Here is a 14,919-nt window from a genome sequence, read left to right as displayed (position 1 = left end):
CTAAAAAGCCTTATACTGAAATGTCAATTTTCAATTCTGAAATGTCAATTTCATTATTAATTCATTTTTAAAGCTCATCATCTTTATCCATTAGTTCTCTAATTTTACGTCGTTCCCAGTCTTTACTAAAAAATGGGTTATAATCAAATACTTCGCTAGCATGTGATGCTACTCCAAAACCCCAACCTCCTATTGGGAAAATTACCCAAGGAAAATCTGCGTTAGATTGAAAATACAACCATAAAAATATAGGAATGAAACAAAGATAAATTGCAAAATGAACGTAAAATCCTTTAATTTTTTGAACACGCTCCTTAGCTAGTTCTAATTTTTTTTCTGATATATAACTATCCTGTGAATTCATAATAATAAGTTTAGATAGCATAGGTATTGCTATGCTAAAATGAGTTTCCGTTTTTTTAATTACTACAGGTTTATTTGTAAGTAATTGATACCGTTGTTTGATATTTTGTAAACCTACTCCACTACTATCCTTTACTACTTGTTTAGGTTGTAAGTTATTTTCAACTACAAGATTTCCATTTTTTTCAGTAATGGTTATATGTAATTTTTTAGAAGGCATCACTTGATTGTGCTTCACGGCATTTTCTAATACTAGCTGTAATGCTAATGGAACTACTTTCGCTTCTGGATTACTTAGCGTCTCAGGAATTGTAAATACAATACTTTCTTCAAAGCGCATTTCTAGTAATGACATATAAAGCTTTGCAAATTTTAACTCCTCAACAACGGTCACTAAATCTTTATTTTTTTGCTCTAACACATAACGATATACTTTAGAAAGTGATGTCGTAAACTTAGTTGCAGCTCTAGGATTTTCTTCAATTAAACTAGTGAGTACATTTAAGCTATTAAATAGAAAATGCGGATCTAATTGATTTTTTAAAGCATCGAATTTAGCTGAAGCAGTACCAGCAATTATTTTTTGTTCGGTTACTTTTTGTTCCTGGCGATATTTATAATAATAAACCGCATAGAACATAGAAGTAACAACTGCCGATATTATAAATGAAATATAATAATACCCTATTTTTTCATTCTCAAGAAACAACTCAAACGATTTTCCTAAGTACACAACCTCAGTTACAAAACGCAGTAATGCAATACAAACTAACGTGATAATAATCCCACCAAAAATACCTTTAGAAAGGTTTTTTAAATCGAACAATTTACTTTCAAAGGTTTTTAGCAAATACATAAAATATGCCCCATTTGATAAATAAAGAACTAATGAATATATCTGATTAAATGTGAAACGCTCCCAAAATTTACCAGAGGTTACTATATTATACCCATTGACATATTCTATTAATGAGACAACGATAAATACCATCAACCCAATAAAGAATCCCTTACTAATTTCCTTTAATACTTTATTCATTAGTTACAACTTCTAGCTAATACTTCTTGAGCATGTTCTAATCCTCCACTAGGATGAAGTACACTTTCAGGTTGAAAGGTGCTAAACAGCTTGATAGCGCGCTCAACATCCTTACAATATGACTTTACATCTCCGCCAAAATATTCAGCTGAACCCATATCCCATTCAGCTTTACCTAAAACTACACGAGGGTTATCTGGTGCAAGTGCTAAGGCGTTTTGATATAACTCTCCAACTTTCCCTGCGTATTTCATACCATATGTCATACCGTCAAATGATATCCAACTTGTATAATACTGTGCTTCTAAAACCATAAGCTCTGCATTTTTTTCAGGACTATTAGTTTTAGCCGTATTCATTAATTCTAAAGCTTTATTTAATGTAGTGGTCACTTTCTCTTTATCCTTTTCTCCAAAACTTGAATACGTTAATATCTGTGCTGCATAAAAAGAAGGAAGCCACTCCTCTGGTTCTGCTGAACTTATACGTTCAAATAATTGTACTGCTTCGGTTGAATTTCCTTCAGACCAAAGTCCTAAAGCCTTTGTCATCCCTTTCTCATAAGGCGACTGCGCAAAACTCGTTAAACTAATTAATACTGTAGTGATATATATTATTGCTTTCATATTCGTGCTTTTAGTTCTTATTGCTTTAAAATTACATAGAAATTTTCTGCGAAATTACTTTTCCGCCTTTAACTTCAAATTTTGCATCCTCCCAAGTTGGTGGCCCAAAATTAGCTGGAGCGTTATTAGATGTTGCCGTATCTTCCGTAGGATAAAAACCCATCATCATATTTAATTTTCCATCCGTATCCTCATCATGAAATGCAGAAACTGCATATACTCCATCTGGAAGATCTGCAAATGTGCAAACCGCAGTATTATTACTTATAGTTGCTACTACACCTAATAAGCGTTTGTTTAGAAAATTTGCTTCGCTATCATAAATTGCGACTAAAGCGTGCCCTTCATTAGAATCAAAATTTGTTATTGTTACTTCCACTGTATTTACTTGTGCTTGTAAAACAAGCCCTGTGAAAAATAAAACGAGAGATGTGATTACTGTTTGCATTATAAAAGAATTTAAAGGTTGATATTAATTACAATACAAAGATGCTTCATTACCACCTTGTCCTAAACTTATAACTACCGAAGTGTAGTTTTTAGATACTGAAATGTCAAATTACATTTATTTATAGATTGTCTAATTGATTTTCCTTACCATCATCACTTATTGTCCAAAAGAATCCTACAAAGAAAAACTGATCTGTCGCTGGTAATAATGCCTGACGATTAAATTGACCGCTTGCATTTGGCGTATTTGCATATTGATACCCATTTATATTATTGAACCCAAGCACATTGTTTACTGAAGCGTATACTATTTTTTGAGGCGTAATTAAATACGCACAGTTTAAACTTAAACTATTAAAAGCTCGTGTTTGTTCTTGTAGAAAACCTGGTTCATTGGGGTTGGTATAACTTCGACCACTCCCGTACGTATAACTTGCTCCTATCTGGCTTTGCCATTTTTCAACCCAATATTTAGTTACAACTGAAGCATTATGTTTTGATGCAAACGAAGGTGTTGCTTCAATAGGGTAATTCTGAAATTTTCTTTCAGAATCTAAGTAGCTATAACTTACCCAGTAGTCTAAATTTTTAATTGACTCATCATCACGAAAAAACACATCTAATCCTTGTGCATATCCATCTCCATTATTAGTAAAATTTGATTCTGAACTCGCTGTAGTCGTATCGTATGTTACTAGATTAGTATAATCTTTTCTATATAATTCAGCTCTAAATATTCGGTTGTTTGCGGTGTATTGATAATTTGCAATGTAATGACTGGTATTTCTTGCTCTTAAGTTTTGTTCAAATTTTAAAATTTCAGCATTGGGTTGTTGATTAAAATTTCCGTAGGCAATGGAAAGCTGACTATTTTTTCCCGTTTTATAAGCTAATGAAAGTCTTGGGGCAATTGTAATATCATTAAACATAGCGCTATACTCTACTCGCAAACCAGTTTTAATGGCAAAATTTCTCGAGAAAATAATGTCCGTCTCAGCAAAAGCTGCTGTGAGGTTATTTTTGTAACCGTACTCTTGAGGATTAAAATCACCCGATACTTGCTCTTCAAAATCAGTTATAAATTGCTCTACTCCTCCTGTTAATTTAAAACGATTACTAAATCGGTTTTTTAGCTTTATTTTAAAGTGTGCTGAGTTTTCTGTATCATCAACTGTTATATTATTTATACCTATTTCAGTTGTTGCTAATGTATAACTTGCTCCAACATCAATTTTTAAATCGTTAGTTAAAACGCCACTATAACTAGTGTTTCCATAGAAATTTTTATTGTTTAAGCTAAATTGCGTTCCATCGGGATTATTAATATCCTCTTGAGTTAAGGAGAAATTTGACGTGTCGAAAGCACCGTAAACTTTTAACAGGCCATTTTTTAACTTTTGTCTATAGACGGCTTCACCAGAAAAGGTTTGAAATGGTTTCTGAAAATCATTTCGACTATTAAATAATGCTAAATAAGGAGCCAAATTAATATAAGATGTATTAATACTTAATGAAGATTTATCCCATTTTTCAGTGTGTCCAAATCCGCCTCCAACACTCATAATTTGAATATTAGTTGCCTCTTGTGCTGGCTCATCAATACTATTTAACAGTAAAACTGATGATAATGCTTGTCCAAATTCAGCTGAGTAACCACCTGTAGAAAAAGTAATACCGTCAAATAAAAACGGACTGTATCGTCCTCTTGTGGGAGCGTTATTAGTTGTAGGTGTATAAGGTGTAAAAACTCTAATGCCGTCAATAAATATTTGTGTTTCACTAGCATCTCCACCTCTTACAAATAGTCTTCCATCCTCTGCGACTGTAGTTGTTCCTGGCAAGGTTTGTAAAGCTCCTACAAAGTCGCCAAGAGCACTTGCAGTTGTAACTACATCGAGAGGTTTTAATACTGAAACTTTACTATTATCACTAGCTTCTAAAGTACCTGCAGATAACACTACTGTTTCTAGAGAGTTAACATCTTCTCTTAATTTTATTTTTAGATTATTTAAAATTTTCACATCTCCAAAGAAGGTGTAGGGCTCAAAAGATAAAAATGTAACTTTAATTAATTGCGGACCTTTTTCTTCGGTTTCAAAACTAAAATTTCCTTGAGCATCTGTCGCTGTACCGTCGTAAGTACCATCTAAATAGACATTAGCTCCTTCTATAGGCGTACCGTTTTTTTCAGAAACTTTTCCAGATATTACTGTTTGCGCAGACAGTGATAATATCGAGAATAAACTGATGAAAAAAATACTTAATGAGACTTTTGAATTGTTGTAAATCATAACGTGGTTGTTTGTTAAAACAAAATTGCTTCAACAAAGTCTAATTTTAGAAAACAAATTACTGAACTGTCAAATGTAGGGTTTCAGTTGTAACTTTTTATTTGAATCTCCTTTTTTAGATGTGGAATAGACTAAGTATTATGGTATTCAAATAACATTAAATCGTTAATATTTCAGTTATTATAAATAATAAACCGCGATTAAAATATCAATATTATAGATATTTTAATCGCGGTTTTAAGAATGTAAATGAAAGTTTTAGTGTTTTATTTGCTCCATTAAATCTTCGTACGTGTAATATTCTTTAGTTTGTTCTTTACCCCTAGTATATAACACTTTTACTCTAATTGCTTTAAGTCCTGTTACACCTTGTAAATCTTCAAGCTCCAAAATTTCAACTTCAGTATCGAGGTGTTTTTTCATCTGTAAAAACTTAATGTACTTAAGGTATTCTTTCTCGTCTTCTTTTTGAGAATAGATAATAGCGATTTTACCGGCTTGGGTAATACGCTCGTCTTTTCCTTTAATATTTGCTTTATCTACTCGTTTTTTAATTACTTCGTAACGTGCGTTATATGTTCCATCAACATCAAAACGTTTTTCATCCATTCTAAAACGTAATGATAATGGGCTATTAAAAACCAAAATCATTGAGGCAACATCAAGTGGTACTTCAAGGTTTTCTTTTAGTTTATAATAACTATTTTCCATTTCGCACATCACTTGCAATTGCCATAATCGCAAATTATAAAGGTAAACTTTATTGAAGCTATTTTTTTTAGTAATAGATTCTCCAATATACATATTATGCTCTACTCCATCAGTTTTAAAACGTTCAAAGTAATGTGGATACATTTTTTGAGCGTCCTTTTGTTTTTTGTCTAGAACTGATGCCATACGCCTGTTTATTTGCGTGACTGAATCATCATAATCTTTTCTGTGTTTGTAGACAAAGCCAGTTCCACTGTCAACTAATGATCTGTAATCAGTTATTAATTGCTTTAAGGCATCGTTCTTTTTAGACAAATGCTTAAAAAGAGGAATTATTTCAGATTTCAGAAATTTTAAAACGGAACGTTCACTATCAACTTGAAAGTTAAATTTAACATCATCTAAAAATTCATTGATTCTGAAACTTAACTGCTCGTAAATTGGCAGCTCTTCAACAATACTAATCTTATCTACTATTTGTAATACGTGGTTTAGTTGTAATTCTAAATCATCTCTAACAGCATTATTTCTTGCTTCCGAAGAACCTTTAATATCTATTTGTCCAAATAATGGATACACATCATCAAAAACGGCTTCTCTAAAAAGAGCTGGGTTTCCATTAGAAACTGCTTTGTAATATCGTGCAGCTTCTTGTTTAAATTTCCAATGAACACTTTTATGAATTGAAGTGCATTCTTCCTGTATTATCAGCTCTAACTCACTGTCCAAACGATTATTAGATTGAATAATATATACCTCTAGATAAGGCATAATATCCTTCAATTTATTAGCATTAATAGAATTTAGCATATTTACCGTAGGAGATACAAGCTCCATAATTCCAATTAATTTTCCATTATCAACAATAGGTGCTAATATGGCACTTTCAATTTTTTGCTTAGCTAATTTTTTATATAATATATTATCTGGGTATAGTTTGTGATATTTACTTACGTTAGAAATAGTATAAAATTCATTCTTTTTAAATAGCGTATAGTATGATGTTTGACATAATGCTTCGTTGCTTTTAATATGAGAAGCCCCCTCTAAAACGTAACTTTTAACACTGTCAAACAATATTTGTTCTAACGAATCTTCTTCTTCATTAAAAGTTGAAAAACCTATTTTTAGATTAGAACAATTAAATAATGATTTAAAAATATCAGTAAAACGATCTTCAAGAATACCGCTATGCTCTTCCTTTTCTAAAAGAAGTGCTTTAAAATCTGCTATGTTAGTATCTGCGGTAGCATCAAATAAGTTCGCTATTACAAAACCACTAAATATATAACTCTCTGGCGGAAATTTTTCCTTCCATAAACTTAGGTTATCGAAGTTATCAAGTAACTCTTCAAAATCTTTATTTGTAAATTCTGGTGCTTCTTTTGTTTTTTGAATATCTACAAAATCAGCATTATATACTAATCTGTAGGTTCTGATAATTCCATTAGCATCTGGAATTTTATAATAGATTGGTCTTCTAAAATCGGCCTGATAACCGTAATAGAAGTTTGTAATTAAAATACATCCAAGTTTATAAAACTCGTCTTCATTAAAGTGGTTTAGTTCCGCTTTAAAACCTGGTCCTGCAGCTTCTATAATATTATCATATCGCTTTGACGACTTAAAAATAAGGCCGTTATAAGGCAGCGTAGCAATTTTAATTTCATTTGTCTCTAAAATCGACGAAAACATATCTTCTAGAACTAGATCAATTTGTTCGTGAAAAGAGGCCAATAAAACTTCATCTGAAATCCCTGTAGTTAATGCTGGATAAGTATCTGCAATTTCTAAAATTGAAGTCGCTCGTTCTTTCACAAAACGATTGTCAGATTCCAGTCTTGTACGATATTGATCGAAGACTTTCTTAAAACTAACTTCTATTTGAAGTGGAAAAGATTCCATGATTATTCCGTGTAAATTATTATTACTATAAAGCTAACAAAAATACAGTACAAACATCATTGAATAAAGGTTTTAACAATTAATTGTTTTATTATTATTTCAGAAAAAATACCATTAAATTTGACAGAAATTAAATTATTATGAAATATCTTATTGGAGCTGTACTAAGTGTACTTCTCTTTTCTTGTCAATCAAACTCAAATGAATATACCCTAAGTGGTACTGCAGAAGGTATGCCTGATGGCTCCCCTGTTATTATCTATGCTATTGAAAATAACCAGCCTAAAGTACTCGACACCCTTTTAATTAACGGTGGGAAGTTTTCAGGAAAATATGAAAAAAGCAACGTACCATCGCTTAATTATATGATGGTTAATAATAGTAGTATTATATATTTTCCGCAAAGTGAAGATTTAAGTGTTACTGTGTATAAAGATAGTATTCAATCTTCATTTGTAACAGGAAATGCTCAAAATGAAGGGTATAGAAGTTATGTGAAAAATATGTTAGAATTTCAAGCTAGAAAAACTGCTAAAGCCGCAGAGTTTCAAAAAGCTCGTTCTGAACAAAATAACTCACTAGCTGCAACATTACAACGTGAAAATGTAATGATAACTCAAGAGGAAAAAAATTACAAAGAGTCTTTCATTAAGGAAAATACAAATTCGATTTTTGCTGTTATGTTGATTAGCGAAATGCTAAATAACAAACAAATTTCGGCTAAACAAGCTAATGAATATGTTGCTTCATTTACACCTGAAATAAAGGAAACAGCTATGGCTAAACAAATATCTGAAGCTGTTGCAAATATGAAAAATAGTGATGTTGGCGGTAAAGCTCCAAGTTTCACAGCTAAGACTCCTGAAGGCAAAGATCTTTCTTTAAAAGATGCTATGGGAGAATATACTATTATCGATTTCTGGGCCTCTTGGTGTAGACCTTGTCGTGTTGAAAACCCAAATGTGGTCAAAGTTTATGAAAAATATCATGACAAAGGATTAAATATTATTAGTGTTTCATTAGACAAAGCAGGTGCTGCTGAGCGATGGAAAAAAGCTATTGATGATGATAATATGAATTGGTATCACGTTTCTAACTTGAAATTTTGGCAAGACCCAATTGCACAAGCTTATGGCGTACGTTCAATTCCTGCAACTTTCCTTTTAGATAAAGATGGAGTTATTGTTGCTAAAAACTTAAGAGGTCCTGCTTTAGGAGCTAAAATTGCAGAGTTACTTGATTAAAAACTCAACCTAATTAAAATTTAAATGCCTTTTCAAACTAGTTAATTTGAAAAGGCATTTGTTTTTCTGAAATATTACAATAATCTATTTTACTTTCTGTTTTTTGAGAAAATCAGAAATGTCTTGAGAAATGACATCTATGTGAGTCCACATTAATAAGTGAGAAGCTCCTTGGTAAATTTTCAATTCTGAATCTGGAATTATTGAAGCATAGTAAACAGCATGCTCTGTTGGGACGGTTACATCTGGGGTACCATGAAATATGAAAGTTGGTACTTTTACATCCTCTGCTAAAACTCTGGGTTGATTTTTACTTTTTATAGATTGTTCAAAATCATTTTTCAATCCTATTTCGGTAGTTACACCATCAAAGTTATTTTTAATCAATATGTTGATATTTTTTGCTATATCTGGATTTTTCTCTAAAAAAATTAACTCATTTGGATTCATTTCTTTTTCAAAATGCAGGTATGCCGAATCAAATTTATCTAATTTTTTTAGCATTTTCTTTTTATCCCATTTAATGTATTTTTTAACTATAAAACTAGATTTTGTTATTAACCAAATAGGAAAACTAGGTTTGTATAAATGAGGAGCAGCAGCTACTGCTAGTATCAAACTTTTACATTGCTCTTTATAGTTTAAAGCAAAAGCAAGTGCTGAAGGACCACCTCCAGAAAATCCTAAAATATGTGTTTTATATATTTGAAGTGATTCTATTAATTCTCTAAAAAGGTGTGCTTGTTCGTCAGTTGTTCTTCCTGAAGTAATTGGTGTTCTACCATAACCGGGTCTTGAAATAAGAATAACCCGATAGTTATTTTTCAATTTAGCTGCTAAAGAAACACCCTGCCACCAACCACCAACAATACCGTGTACTACTATCAAAGGGCTTCCTTCCCCCACAATTGCAGTTTCAATATCACCAATACGTGTTTTCACTAAGACAGACTTATATGTAACCCCCTCTATTACAATACTATAGTCTGGAGCTATTTTTGAAGAAGGGATCGTTTTGACTGCAATCATTTCTATAATATAGTAAGTTTTTAATTCTAAAACAATTATATACGTTTAAAGTTACAAAAAAATCTTACAACAAATACCCCCTTTAGTCACTTACGCTTATAACATTTAGCTTGTTTTAAGCATTTGAAATTTCCTATAAAATATACATTTTGAAAATCGTTTCGAGTTCATTTTCAGGATTATCAGTAAGACCAGGGTGAGTTTTAGAACTTTGAATTATAGTACTTCTACAAGCTGTTAACCATCTAAACCTGTCTGATAATTCAAATGTTCCTATTGTACCTCCAGAAGGTTCCCCATCGCAAATTAATTTCCAAGCATTTAGATATTTTTTGAAATCTTCTAACGATAATTCTGGAGCAAACGCATTAAATTTTGTTTCATCAATTTGATATCTAATGCCTAAATATTTTTTCCTTTTTGAAAATAGAATAACTCCTACATTGAAAAATTCTTCCCGTTCCACTTTTGGCACAAGTCTAATTATCGCATACTCAAATGTACATTTATCTTGCATCTGTAGCTTCTTTAACTAGTAAATCTATCTTTGAAAGTCGTGTTGTTAAATACTCTATGTATGCTATTCTTTTATCTTTAGGTGTCATAGAATCAGCTTCATCGAGTAACCAATCTTCTGGTATATTAGAAATAACATCTGTAATCACCTCTTTTATAAGCAGTAGCTCTATAGCCTTTGCAGCATCGTTTAGCTTTGTTGCCTGTTGTAAAAGCACGTGATCTTTTATTAACGGAAATGTTCTAGAAAGATGATTTTCCCAAGTACTCCAATTATGATGGAAATAAAAACTAGCACCATTATCAATAACCCATAATTCATTGTTCCACTTTAATAAATTAGTGTTTTTAGCTGTTCTATCTATATTACTAATTATACTATCTAATAATACTACTTTAGATGCAGTAATTGCATCTACGGTTGACACAAGAGGATCAAATGTAATCGCTCCAGATAAAAAGTGTAAACCTAAATTTAAGCCTACACTAAATTTAAGCAAGTCCTGTATTTCCTCATCGGGTTCTGTTTTACTAAATGAATTGTCTAAGTTCATGAAAACTAATTCCGGAACATGTAAACCTAATGCTCTAGCTAACTCTCCACCAATAAACTCTGCTATCAAAGCTTTCTTTCCTTGTCCTGCACCTCTAAATTTTAGCACGTACAAAAATCCATCATCGCCTTTTACGATAGCAGGAAGGGAACCTCCCTCTCGTAAAGGTTGTACATATTGAACAACATCTACTGTTCTAATATCAATTTTATTCATAGAACTAAATTATTAAAAAAATTGTTAGTTTATGACTGGTTTTTAATTGATTAATATTTCGGCTAAATAGAAATAGAACTATTAAAATTATTCTCTCTTTTTTCGAAAACTTGATATCACTTTTTTAAAATCTATTTTCTTTGAAAACATAATCGAAAAGCCCAAAGTTGTTAGAAATGAAATTAAAGCTAGTGCTCCTAAAGCGCCACCATAACCTATAAACAGTTCGCTTTTATTCATGTAAATAATACTGAATAGTAACCCTGCTAACGCTATTTGAATTATGTTTCCCTTTGCTTTTGAAGAAACCATACCTACAAACGAGGTTCCTATAAATACAATAGGTATATTTTGAGTTAAATATATATTTAAGAGCTCTGGGAAAGTATAAAAAAACAGACCAACAATAAGCGATAGTAATGCTGATGCCCTTACTGGTCCTTGCTTTAGATGCTTACTTACATAAAAAGTAAGTGCTGCTCCTAAAATTCCTGTTAGGATGATAATAATAGTATTCATGACAAAAACCAATTAAATAAAGTAACGACACCTACACTTACAAAAGCAATTGTACCTAGCTTTCCTCCTAACCCAACAAATAAGTTTTTAGATAATAAATAAACTATTCCTGCTATAATTCCTGCAATCACTACAAATTTAATTGAAGGTGAAACTTCCACACTAGACATCCCTACAAATACGCCACAATATATAGCAGATGGCAACTTAGATAAGTAAATTGATTTCTTATTTAATAGCGGAATAAAAGAAGCTAATGTACCAACAATACCAGCAGATAAAACACTTCCAAAATCTGTGTGAATGTTTAATAAATAACAAATTACAGCTCCAATAGGAACCCAAACAACTACGGTAATTTTTTCATAAGAATACTCATCGTGATGTAAATCTAAATATTGATGTGTTGCTATAATTATTAACGTAATAAGTACTATTAATAATATTGAAATAAAGTTATTAGTTTCATACTTACTTTTTATTATTAACGCTAAGAAAACAACTTGCATTAACAACACTAGTACAACCATAAAAAACCGAATGGTTTTATGTAATTTCATTATTAAATTTTACAATTTAGTAACAACAAAGCTATTAAATAACTCGTCACACCTTTTTAAGATATTAATTTTTTCTTTCTAATAATAAAAACTGAAAATGATACAATAATTACAAAGCCAATTATTAATAGTGTTAAGATATAAGTTTTGTTTCGCTGCATTACAACATAATCGGCAATACCAGCTTTCCAAAAAATCCATTCGTCTGCAATAGAAGAAGCCATAGAATGATTCCCTGTTTCTAAAACTATAATCCCATCTTTAGAAACAAGATCTATTCTAGCTGCTGTATTTAAAGCATTATTACCACTCCCATCGTGACCAATTATTTTAGAGTTAGAATCATTTTGACTGTATAAATGTGGACCCAATCCATAAACTCCTATATTATTAATGAACGTTTCTGAAACACTCATTTTTTTAATCATATCTGCTGATAAAACATTGTTACTTGTAACACTTGCTATTAAAAATTTTGATAGATCTGATGTTGAAGTAAATAATGAAGCTGCTGCAAGTGCTGTAAATTTCCTTGGGGTTCTAGTAGCACCATCATCTTTATAAATATGAGCACGTTCTAAATCTGGTTTTTCATCTAAAGCAAACGTTGATTGTTCCATTTGTAAAGGTTCAAAAACTTCTTTCGCCATATATTCTTTAAATGGTGTACCACTAACCTCTTCAATTAGCAACTGCAACAGTGTATAAGCTGCTCCTGAGTACATATACTTAGTTCCTGGTTCATAACCTACTTTTGCAATACCTTCTGAATAAGGTGCATCACTTGCTTTTGTTAAAGATTCCTCAAGGGTTTGAACTTTTTGGTCAATATCAAAACCCCCATAACCAAGATCATCTACTAAACCAGACGAATGTGAAAGCAATTTTCTAACGGTTACTTTAGTATTATCATATTCACTTTTAGGCAAGTGCCATCTAGAAAGATATTCGTCAACAGGTTTATCTAAATCTATTTTACCTTGTTCAACCAATTTCAAAACCCCAAAAGAAGTTACCCATTTACTTATTGACGCCACTGGAAATAATGTATTTTCAGTTACAGGTTGATCAATCGAATAATAAAAATCCTTTGAGACTTTTCCATCTTCAATTAAAACCATCGCTAAATTTCCAACAAATTCATTAGAAATTTTTTCATTGGTAGCTTCAATAAATGCTTCTGAAGTTTTTTTAGAAGTAATAGGTTTTAGCAAAAAACCATTAGTAAACCCATAACCAATAAAAGCTGTCCATAATAATAGTGCTATACATATTAAAGCAATGTTTTTAAATATTTTCATCAATGATGCATTTAGAAAGTTACGCGTATTCTATAAAAAAACAGGATAACCAAACATTACTGTTATTGATTATCCTGCTAATTTACAAATTAAATAAGGGTTACTATAGCAACTCAAAACTTACATTAACTCTAACTCTTATTTCCATTTCACCGGGAGCTATAGTTTGTTGTCCTCCAGACATTTCAGTATCCATTGCCATTGCACGATACATAGGTTGAGTATTATTTGTTTGTTGAAATTCCGATATTTTAAGTGCTTTACCTATTTGTTGAGATAACACCCCTGCGTAAGTTTCTGCTTTTTCTTTAGCATTACGCATTGCCTTAACTCTAGCTTCAGATTTTAATGCATCTTCATTAGAAGAAGCGAAAATCACACCGTCAATACGGTTTATTCCACTTTCTAATAACCCGTCCATTAATGCTTCATACTTAGACAAATCCTTTAAGCGAATTGCTATAGACTGGTTTGCTGCGTAATTATATGATTTTGTATTGTACTCGTAATTTTTATTAAGGCGTATATAATCAGTTTGTACGTCTTTATCCTCAATTTTTAATTTCTTAATTGCAGAAAAAACCTGACTGACAATGCGATCATTTTCTAATTTAACTGTTTTAGGATCACGCCCAGTATTTTCAACACGAACCTTTACGGTTACCTGATCTGGTGTAATGTAAACTATACCTTCGCCAGTAACATCTACGGTTGGTCTTTCTTGTTGTTGTGCCATAATGCTTAGTGTAAGTAGCATAAAAATGCTAGTGATAAATGTTTTCATAATTATTATTTTTAATTCAAATAAAACAAGTTTCGTACCAAGACGATTTCTTATAAATGTAAAAACCTATTTTGTTATATTTTTCCTGACTTGTGCATCACAAAAAGTACAATTACAGGTAATGCTAAAACACCTACAAGCCATAAACTAGTTTGTAGTAATGATGGAGCAAATGCAATTGTAAGTATGTATCCGCCTATTGCACCACCTATATGCGCATCGTGACCCACGTTATCACTATTTTGTTTCATTGCCCAAACAGAGTATCCTAAATATCCTATTCCAAAAACCCAGGCAGGGATAATAAAATTAATTCGCATCATAGGCTCAAACAATATTGCCGAATATAATATTCCCATTACTGCTCCACTCGCACCTATAGCACTATAATTATATTCTTTTTGATGAAAATAAAGCGATACTATACTCCCTAAAGCAAGAGATGCTAAGTAGATAATAACAAAAATAACTGTTCCTAAATACGCTATAACTATAGGTGCAAAAAAGAACAACGTCAACATATTAAACAATAAATGATTAAAATTAGCGTGCAAAAAACCGGAAGTAATCATCCTTATTTGCTCACCTCTTTTTATGGCGCCGACATTAAATTTATACTTCTCAAAAAATTCAAAATCATTAAAACCTTTAATAGAAATTAGTACGTTAGCTACTATTATTACTATGGTTGCAATATTCATATTCAACATAAATAGTTGTGTTTGTTTATTAAAAAGTCGTGTTTACCACGAGGTTACATATAAAATAAAATCCTACTCCAATTTTTTATTATAATTGCCCTAAAAATACC

Annotated in this window: 14 protein-coding genes; 1 reads left to right on the top strand and 13 read right to left on the bottom strand. The window is 31.4% G+C overall.

The window, feature by feature from the left end; translation table 11 throughout:
- Nucleotides 1-67: 67 nt before the first annotated feature.
- From GBH57_RS05965 to GBH57_RS05945, 5 genes are all read right to left on the bottom strand, one after another.
- Nucleotides 68-1,402 (bottom strand): 2TM domain-containing protein, encoded by a 1,335-nt coding sequence (locus GBH57_RS05965; RefSeq protein ID WP_151673168.1) that lies wholly within the window; start codon nucleotides 1,400-1,402, stop codon nucleotides 68-70.
- A complete protein-coding gene (locus GBH57_RS05960; RefSeq protein ID WP_151673167.1) occupies nucleotides 1,402-2,028 on the bottom strand; it encodes a tetratricopeptide repeat protein in 627 nt (208 codons plus the stop codon). The genes GBH57_RS05965 and GBH57_RS05960 overlap by 1 nt, the downstream gene beginning before the upstream one ends.
- A 31-nt stretch (nucleotides 2,029-2,059) precedes the next feature.
- Nucleotides 2,060-2,476 (bottom strand): DUF2141 domain-containing protein, encoded by a 417-nt coding sequence (locus tag GBH57_RS05955; RefSeq protein WP_151673166.1) that lies wholly within the window; start codon nucleotides 2,474-2,476, stop codon nucleotides 2,060-2,062.
- Between the two features lie 121 nt (nucleotides 2,477-2,597).
- Complete coding sequence (locus tag GBH57_RS05950) at nucleotides 2,598-4,769, bottom strand: TonB-dependent receptor (protein WP_151673165.1); 2,172 nt, start codon at nucleotides 4,767-4,769, stop codon at nucleotides 2,598-2,600.
- A 258-nt stretch (nucleotides 4,770-5,027) separates the two neighbouring features.
- The gene (locus GBH57_RS05945; protein WP_151673164.1) at nucleotides 5,028-7,385 is read right to left on the bottom strand and encodes a GAF domain-containing protein; all 2,358 of its coding nucleotides are present in this window, start codon (nucleotides 7,383-7,385) and stop codon (nucleotides 5,028-5,030) included.
- Between the two features lie 140 nt (nucleotides 7,386-7,525).
- Here GBH57_RS05945 and GBH57_RS05940 point away from each other — a divergent pair, with 140 nt between their 5' ends.
- The gene (locus GBH57_RS05940) at nucleotides 7,526-8,629 is read left to right on the top strand and encodes a TlpA disulfide reductase family protein (protein WP_151673163.1); all 1,104 of its coding nucleotides are present in this window, start codon (nucleotides 7,526-7,528) and stop codon (nucleotides 8,627-8,629) included.
- 84 nt (nucleotides 8,630-8,713) lie between these two features.
- Here the strand turns inward: GBH57_RS05940 and GBH57_RS05935 are convergent, their stop codons facing one another.
- The 8 genes from GBH57_RS05935 to GBH57_RS05900 form a co-directional block, all read right to left on the bottom strand.
- A complete protein-coding gene (locus GBH57_RS05935) occupies nucleotides 8,714-9,658 on the bottom strand; it encodes an alpha/beta fold hydrolase (protein WP_151673162.1) in 945 nt (314 codons plus the stop codon).
- Between the two features lie 133 nt (nucleotides 9,659-9,791).
- Nucleotides 9,792-10,175, bottom strand: a complete 384-nt coding sequence (locus GBH57_RS05930; protein WP_151673161.1) for a DUF3037 domain-containing protein — start codon at nucleotides 10,173-10,175, stop codon at nucleotides 9,792-9,794.
- Nucleotides 10,165-10,944: a HipA family kinase gene (locus GBH57_RS05925; protein WP_151673160.1), complete on the bottom strand. Its 780-nt coding sequence runs from the start codon at nucleotides 10,942-10,944 to the stop codon at nucleotides 10,165-10,167. Before GBH57_RS05925 ends, GBH57_RS05930 begins: the two co-directional genes overlap by 11 nt.
- A gap of 87 nt (nucleotides 10,945-11,031) precedes the next feature.
- Nucleotides 11,032-11,463, bottom strand: a complete 432-nt coding sequence (locus GBH57_RS05920) for a hypothetical protein (protein WP_162851984.1) — start codon at nucleotides 11,461-11,463, stop codon at nucleotides 11,032-11,034.
- Complete coding sequence (locus GBH57_RS05915) at nucleotides 11,460-12,023, bottom strand: hypothetical protein (RefSeq protein WP_151673158.1); 564 nt, start codon at nucleotides 12,021-12,023, stop codon at nucleotides 11,460-11,462. Before GBH57_RS05915 ends, GBH57_RS05920 begins: the two co-directional genes overlap by 4 nt.
- Before the next feature lie 56 nt (nucleotides 12,024-12,079).
- The gene (locus GBH57_RS05910) at nucleotides 12,080-13,324 is read right to left on the bottom strand and encodes a serine hydrolase domain-containing protein (protein WP_151673157.1); all 1,245 of its coding nucleotides are present in this window, start codon (nucleotides 13,322-13,324) and stop codon (nucleotides 12,080-12,082) included.
- A gap of 103 nt (nucleotides 13,325-13,427) precedes the next feature.
- Nucleotides 13,428-14,108 carry an SIMPL domain-containing protein gene (locus GBH57_RS05905; protein ID WP_151673156.1) on the bottom strand — a complete coding sequence of 227 codons (681 nt, stop codon included), beginning with the start codon at nucleotides 14,106-14,108 and terminating at the stop codon, nucleotides 13,428-13,430.
- Between the two features lie 74 nt (nucleotides 14,109-14,182).
- On the bottom strand, nucleotides 14,183-14,818 hold the full coding sequence (locus GBH57_RS05900; protein ID WP_151673155.1) for a rhomboid family intramembrane serine protease: 636 nt from the start codon (nucleotides 14,816-14,818) through the stop codon (nucleotides 14,183-14,185).
- Between the last annotated feature and the right edge of the window lie 101 nt (nucleotides 14,819-14,919).

This window comes from Patiriisocius marinus (genome assembly GCF_008974325.1).
GTDB classification, from domain to species: domain Bacteria; phylum Bacteroidota; class Bacteroidia; order Flavobacteriales; family Flavobacteriaceae; genus Patiriisocius; species Patiriisocius marinus.
Note: the sequence above shows the minus strand (reverse complement) of the source record. Positions and strands in the feature narration are given on the sequence as shown.

Excerpts from the sequence above, each read along its gene's own strand:
- GBH57_RS05965 (WP_151673168.1), bottom strand. The coding sequence starts at position 1,402 with ATGAATAAAGTATTAAAGGAAATTAGTAAGGGATTCTTTATTGGGTTG.
- GBH57_RS05960 (WP_151673167.1), bottom strand. The coding sequence starts at position 2,028 with ATGAAAGCAATAATATATATCACTACAGTATTAATTAGTTTAACGAGT.
- GBH57_RS05955 (WP_151673166.1), bottom strand. The coding sequence starts at position 2,476 with ATGCAAACAGTAATCACATCTCTCGTTTTATTTTTCACAGGGCTTGTT.
- GBH57_RS05950 (WP_151673165.1), bottom strand. The coding sequence starts at position 4,769 with ATGATTTACAACAATTCAAAAGTCTCATTAAGTATTTTTTTCATCAGT.
- GBH57_RS05945 (WP_151673164.1), bottom strand. The coding sequence starts at position 7,385 with ATGGAATCTTTTCCACTTCAAATAGAAGTTAGTTTTAAGAAAGTCTTC.
- GBH57_RS05940 (WP_151673163.1), top strand. The coding sequence starts at position 7,526 with ATGAAATATCTTATTGGAGCTGTACTAAGTGTACTTCTCTTTTCTTGT.
- GBH57_RS05935 (WP_151673162.1), bottom strand. The coding sequence starts at position 9,658 with ATGATTGCAGTCAAAACGATCCCTTCTTCAAAAATAGCTCCAGACTAT.
- GBH57_RS05930 (WP_151673161.1), bottom strand. The coding sequence starts at position 10,175 with ATGCAAGATAAATGTACATTTGAGTATGCGATAATTAGACTTGTGCCA.
- GBH57_RS05925 (WP_151673160.1), bottom strand. The coding sequence starts at position 10,944 with ATGAATAAAATTGATATTAGAACAGTAGATGTTGTTCAATATGTACAA.
- GBH57_RS05920 (WP_162851984.1), bottom strand. The coding sequence starts at position 11,463 with ATGAATACTATTATTATCATCCTAACAGGAATTTTAGGAGCAGCACTT.
- GBH57_RS05915 (WP_151673158.1), bottom strand. The coding sequence starts at position 12,023 with ATGAAATTACATAAAACCATTCGGTTTTTTATGGTTGTACTAGTGTTG.
- GBH57_RS05910 (WP_151673157.1), bottom strand. The coding sequence starts at position 13,324 with ATGAAAATATTTAAAAACATTGCTTTAATATGTATAGCACTATTATTA.
- GBH57_RS05905 (WP_151673156.1), bottom strand. The coding sequence starts at position 14,108 with ATGAAAACATTTATCACTAGCATTTTTATGCTACTTACACTAAGCATT.
- GBH57_RS05900 (WP_151673155.1), bottom strand. The coding sequence starts at position 14,818 with ATGTTGAATATGAATATTGCAACCATAGTAATAATAGTAGCTAACGTA.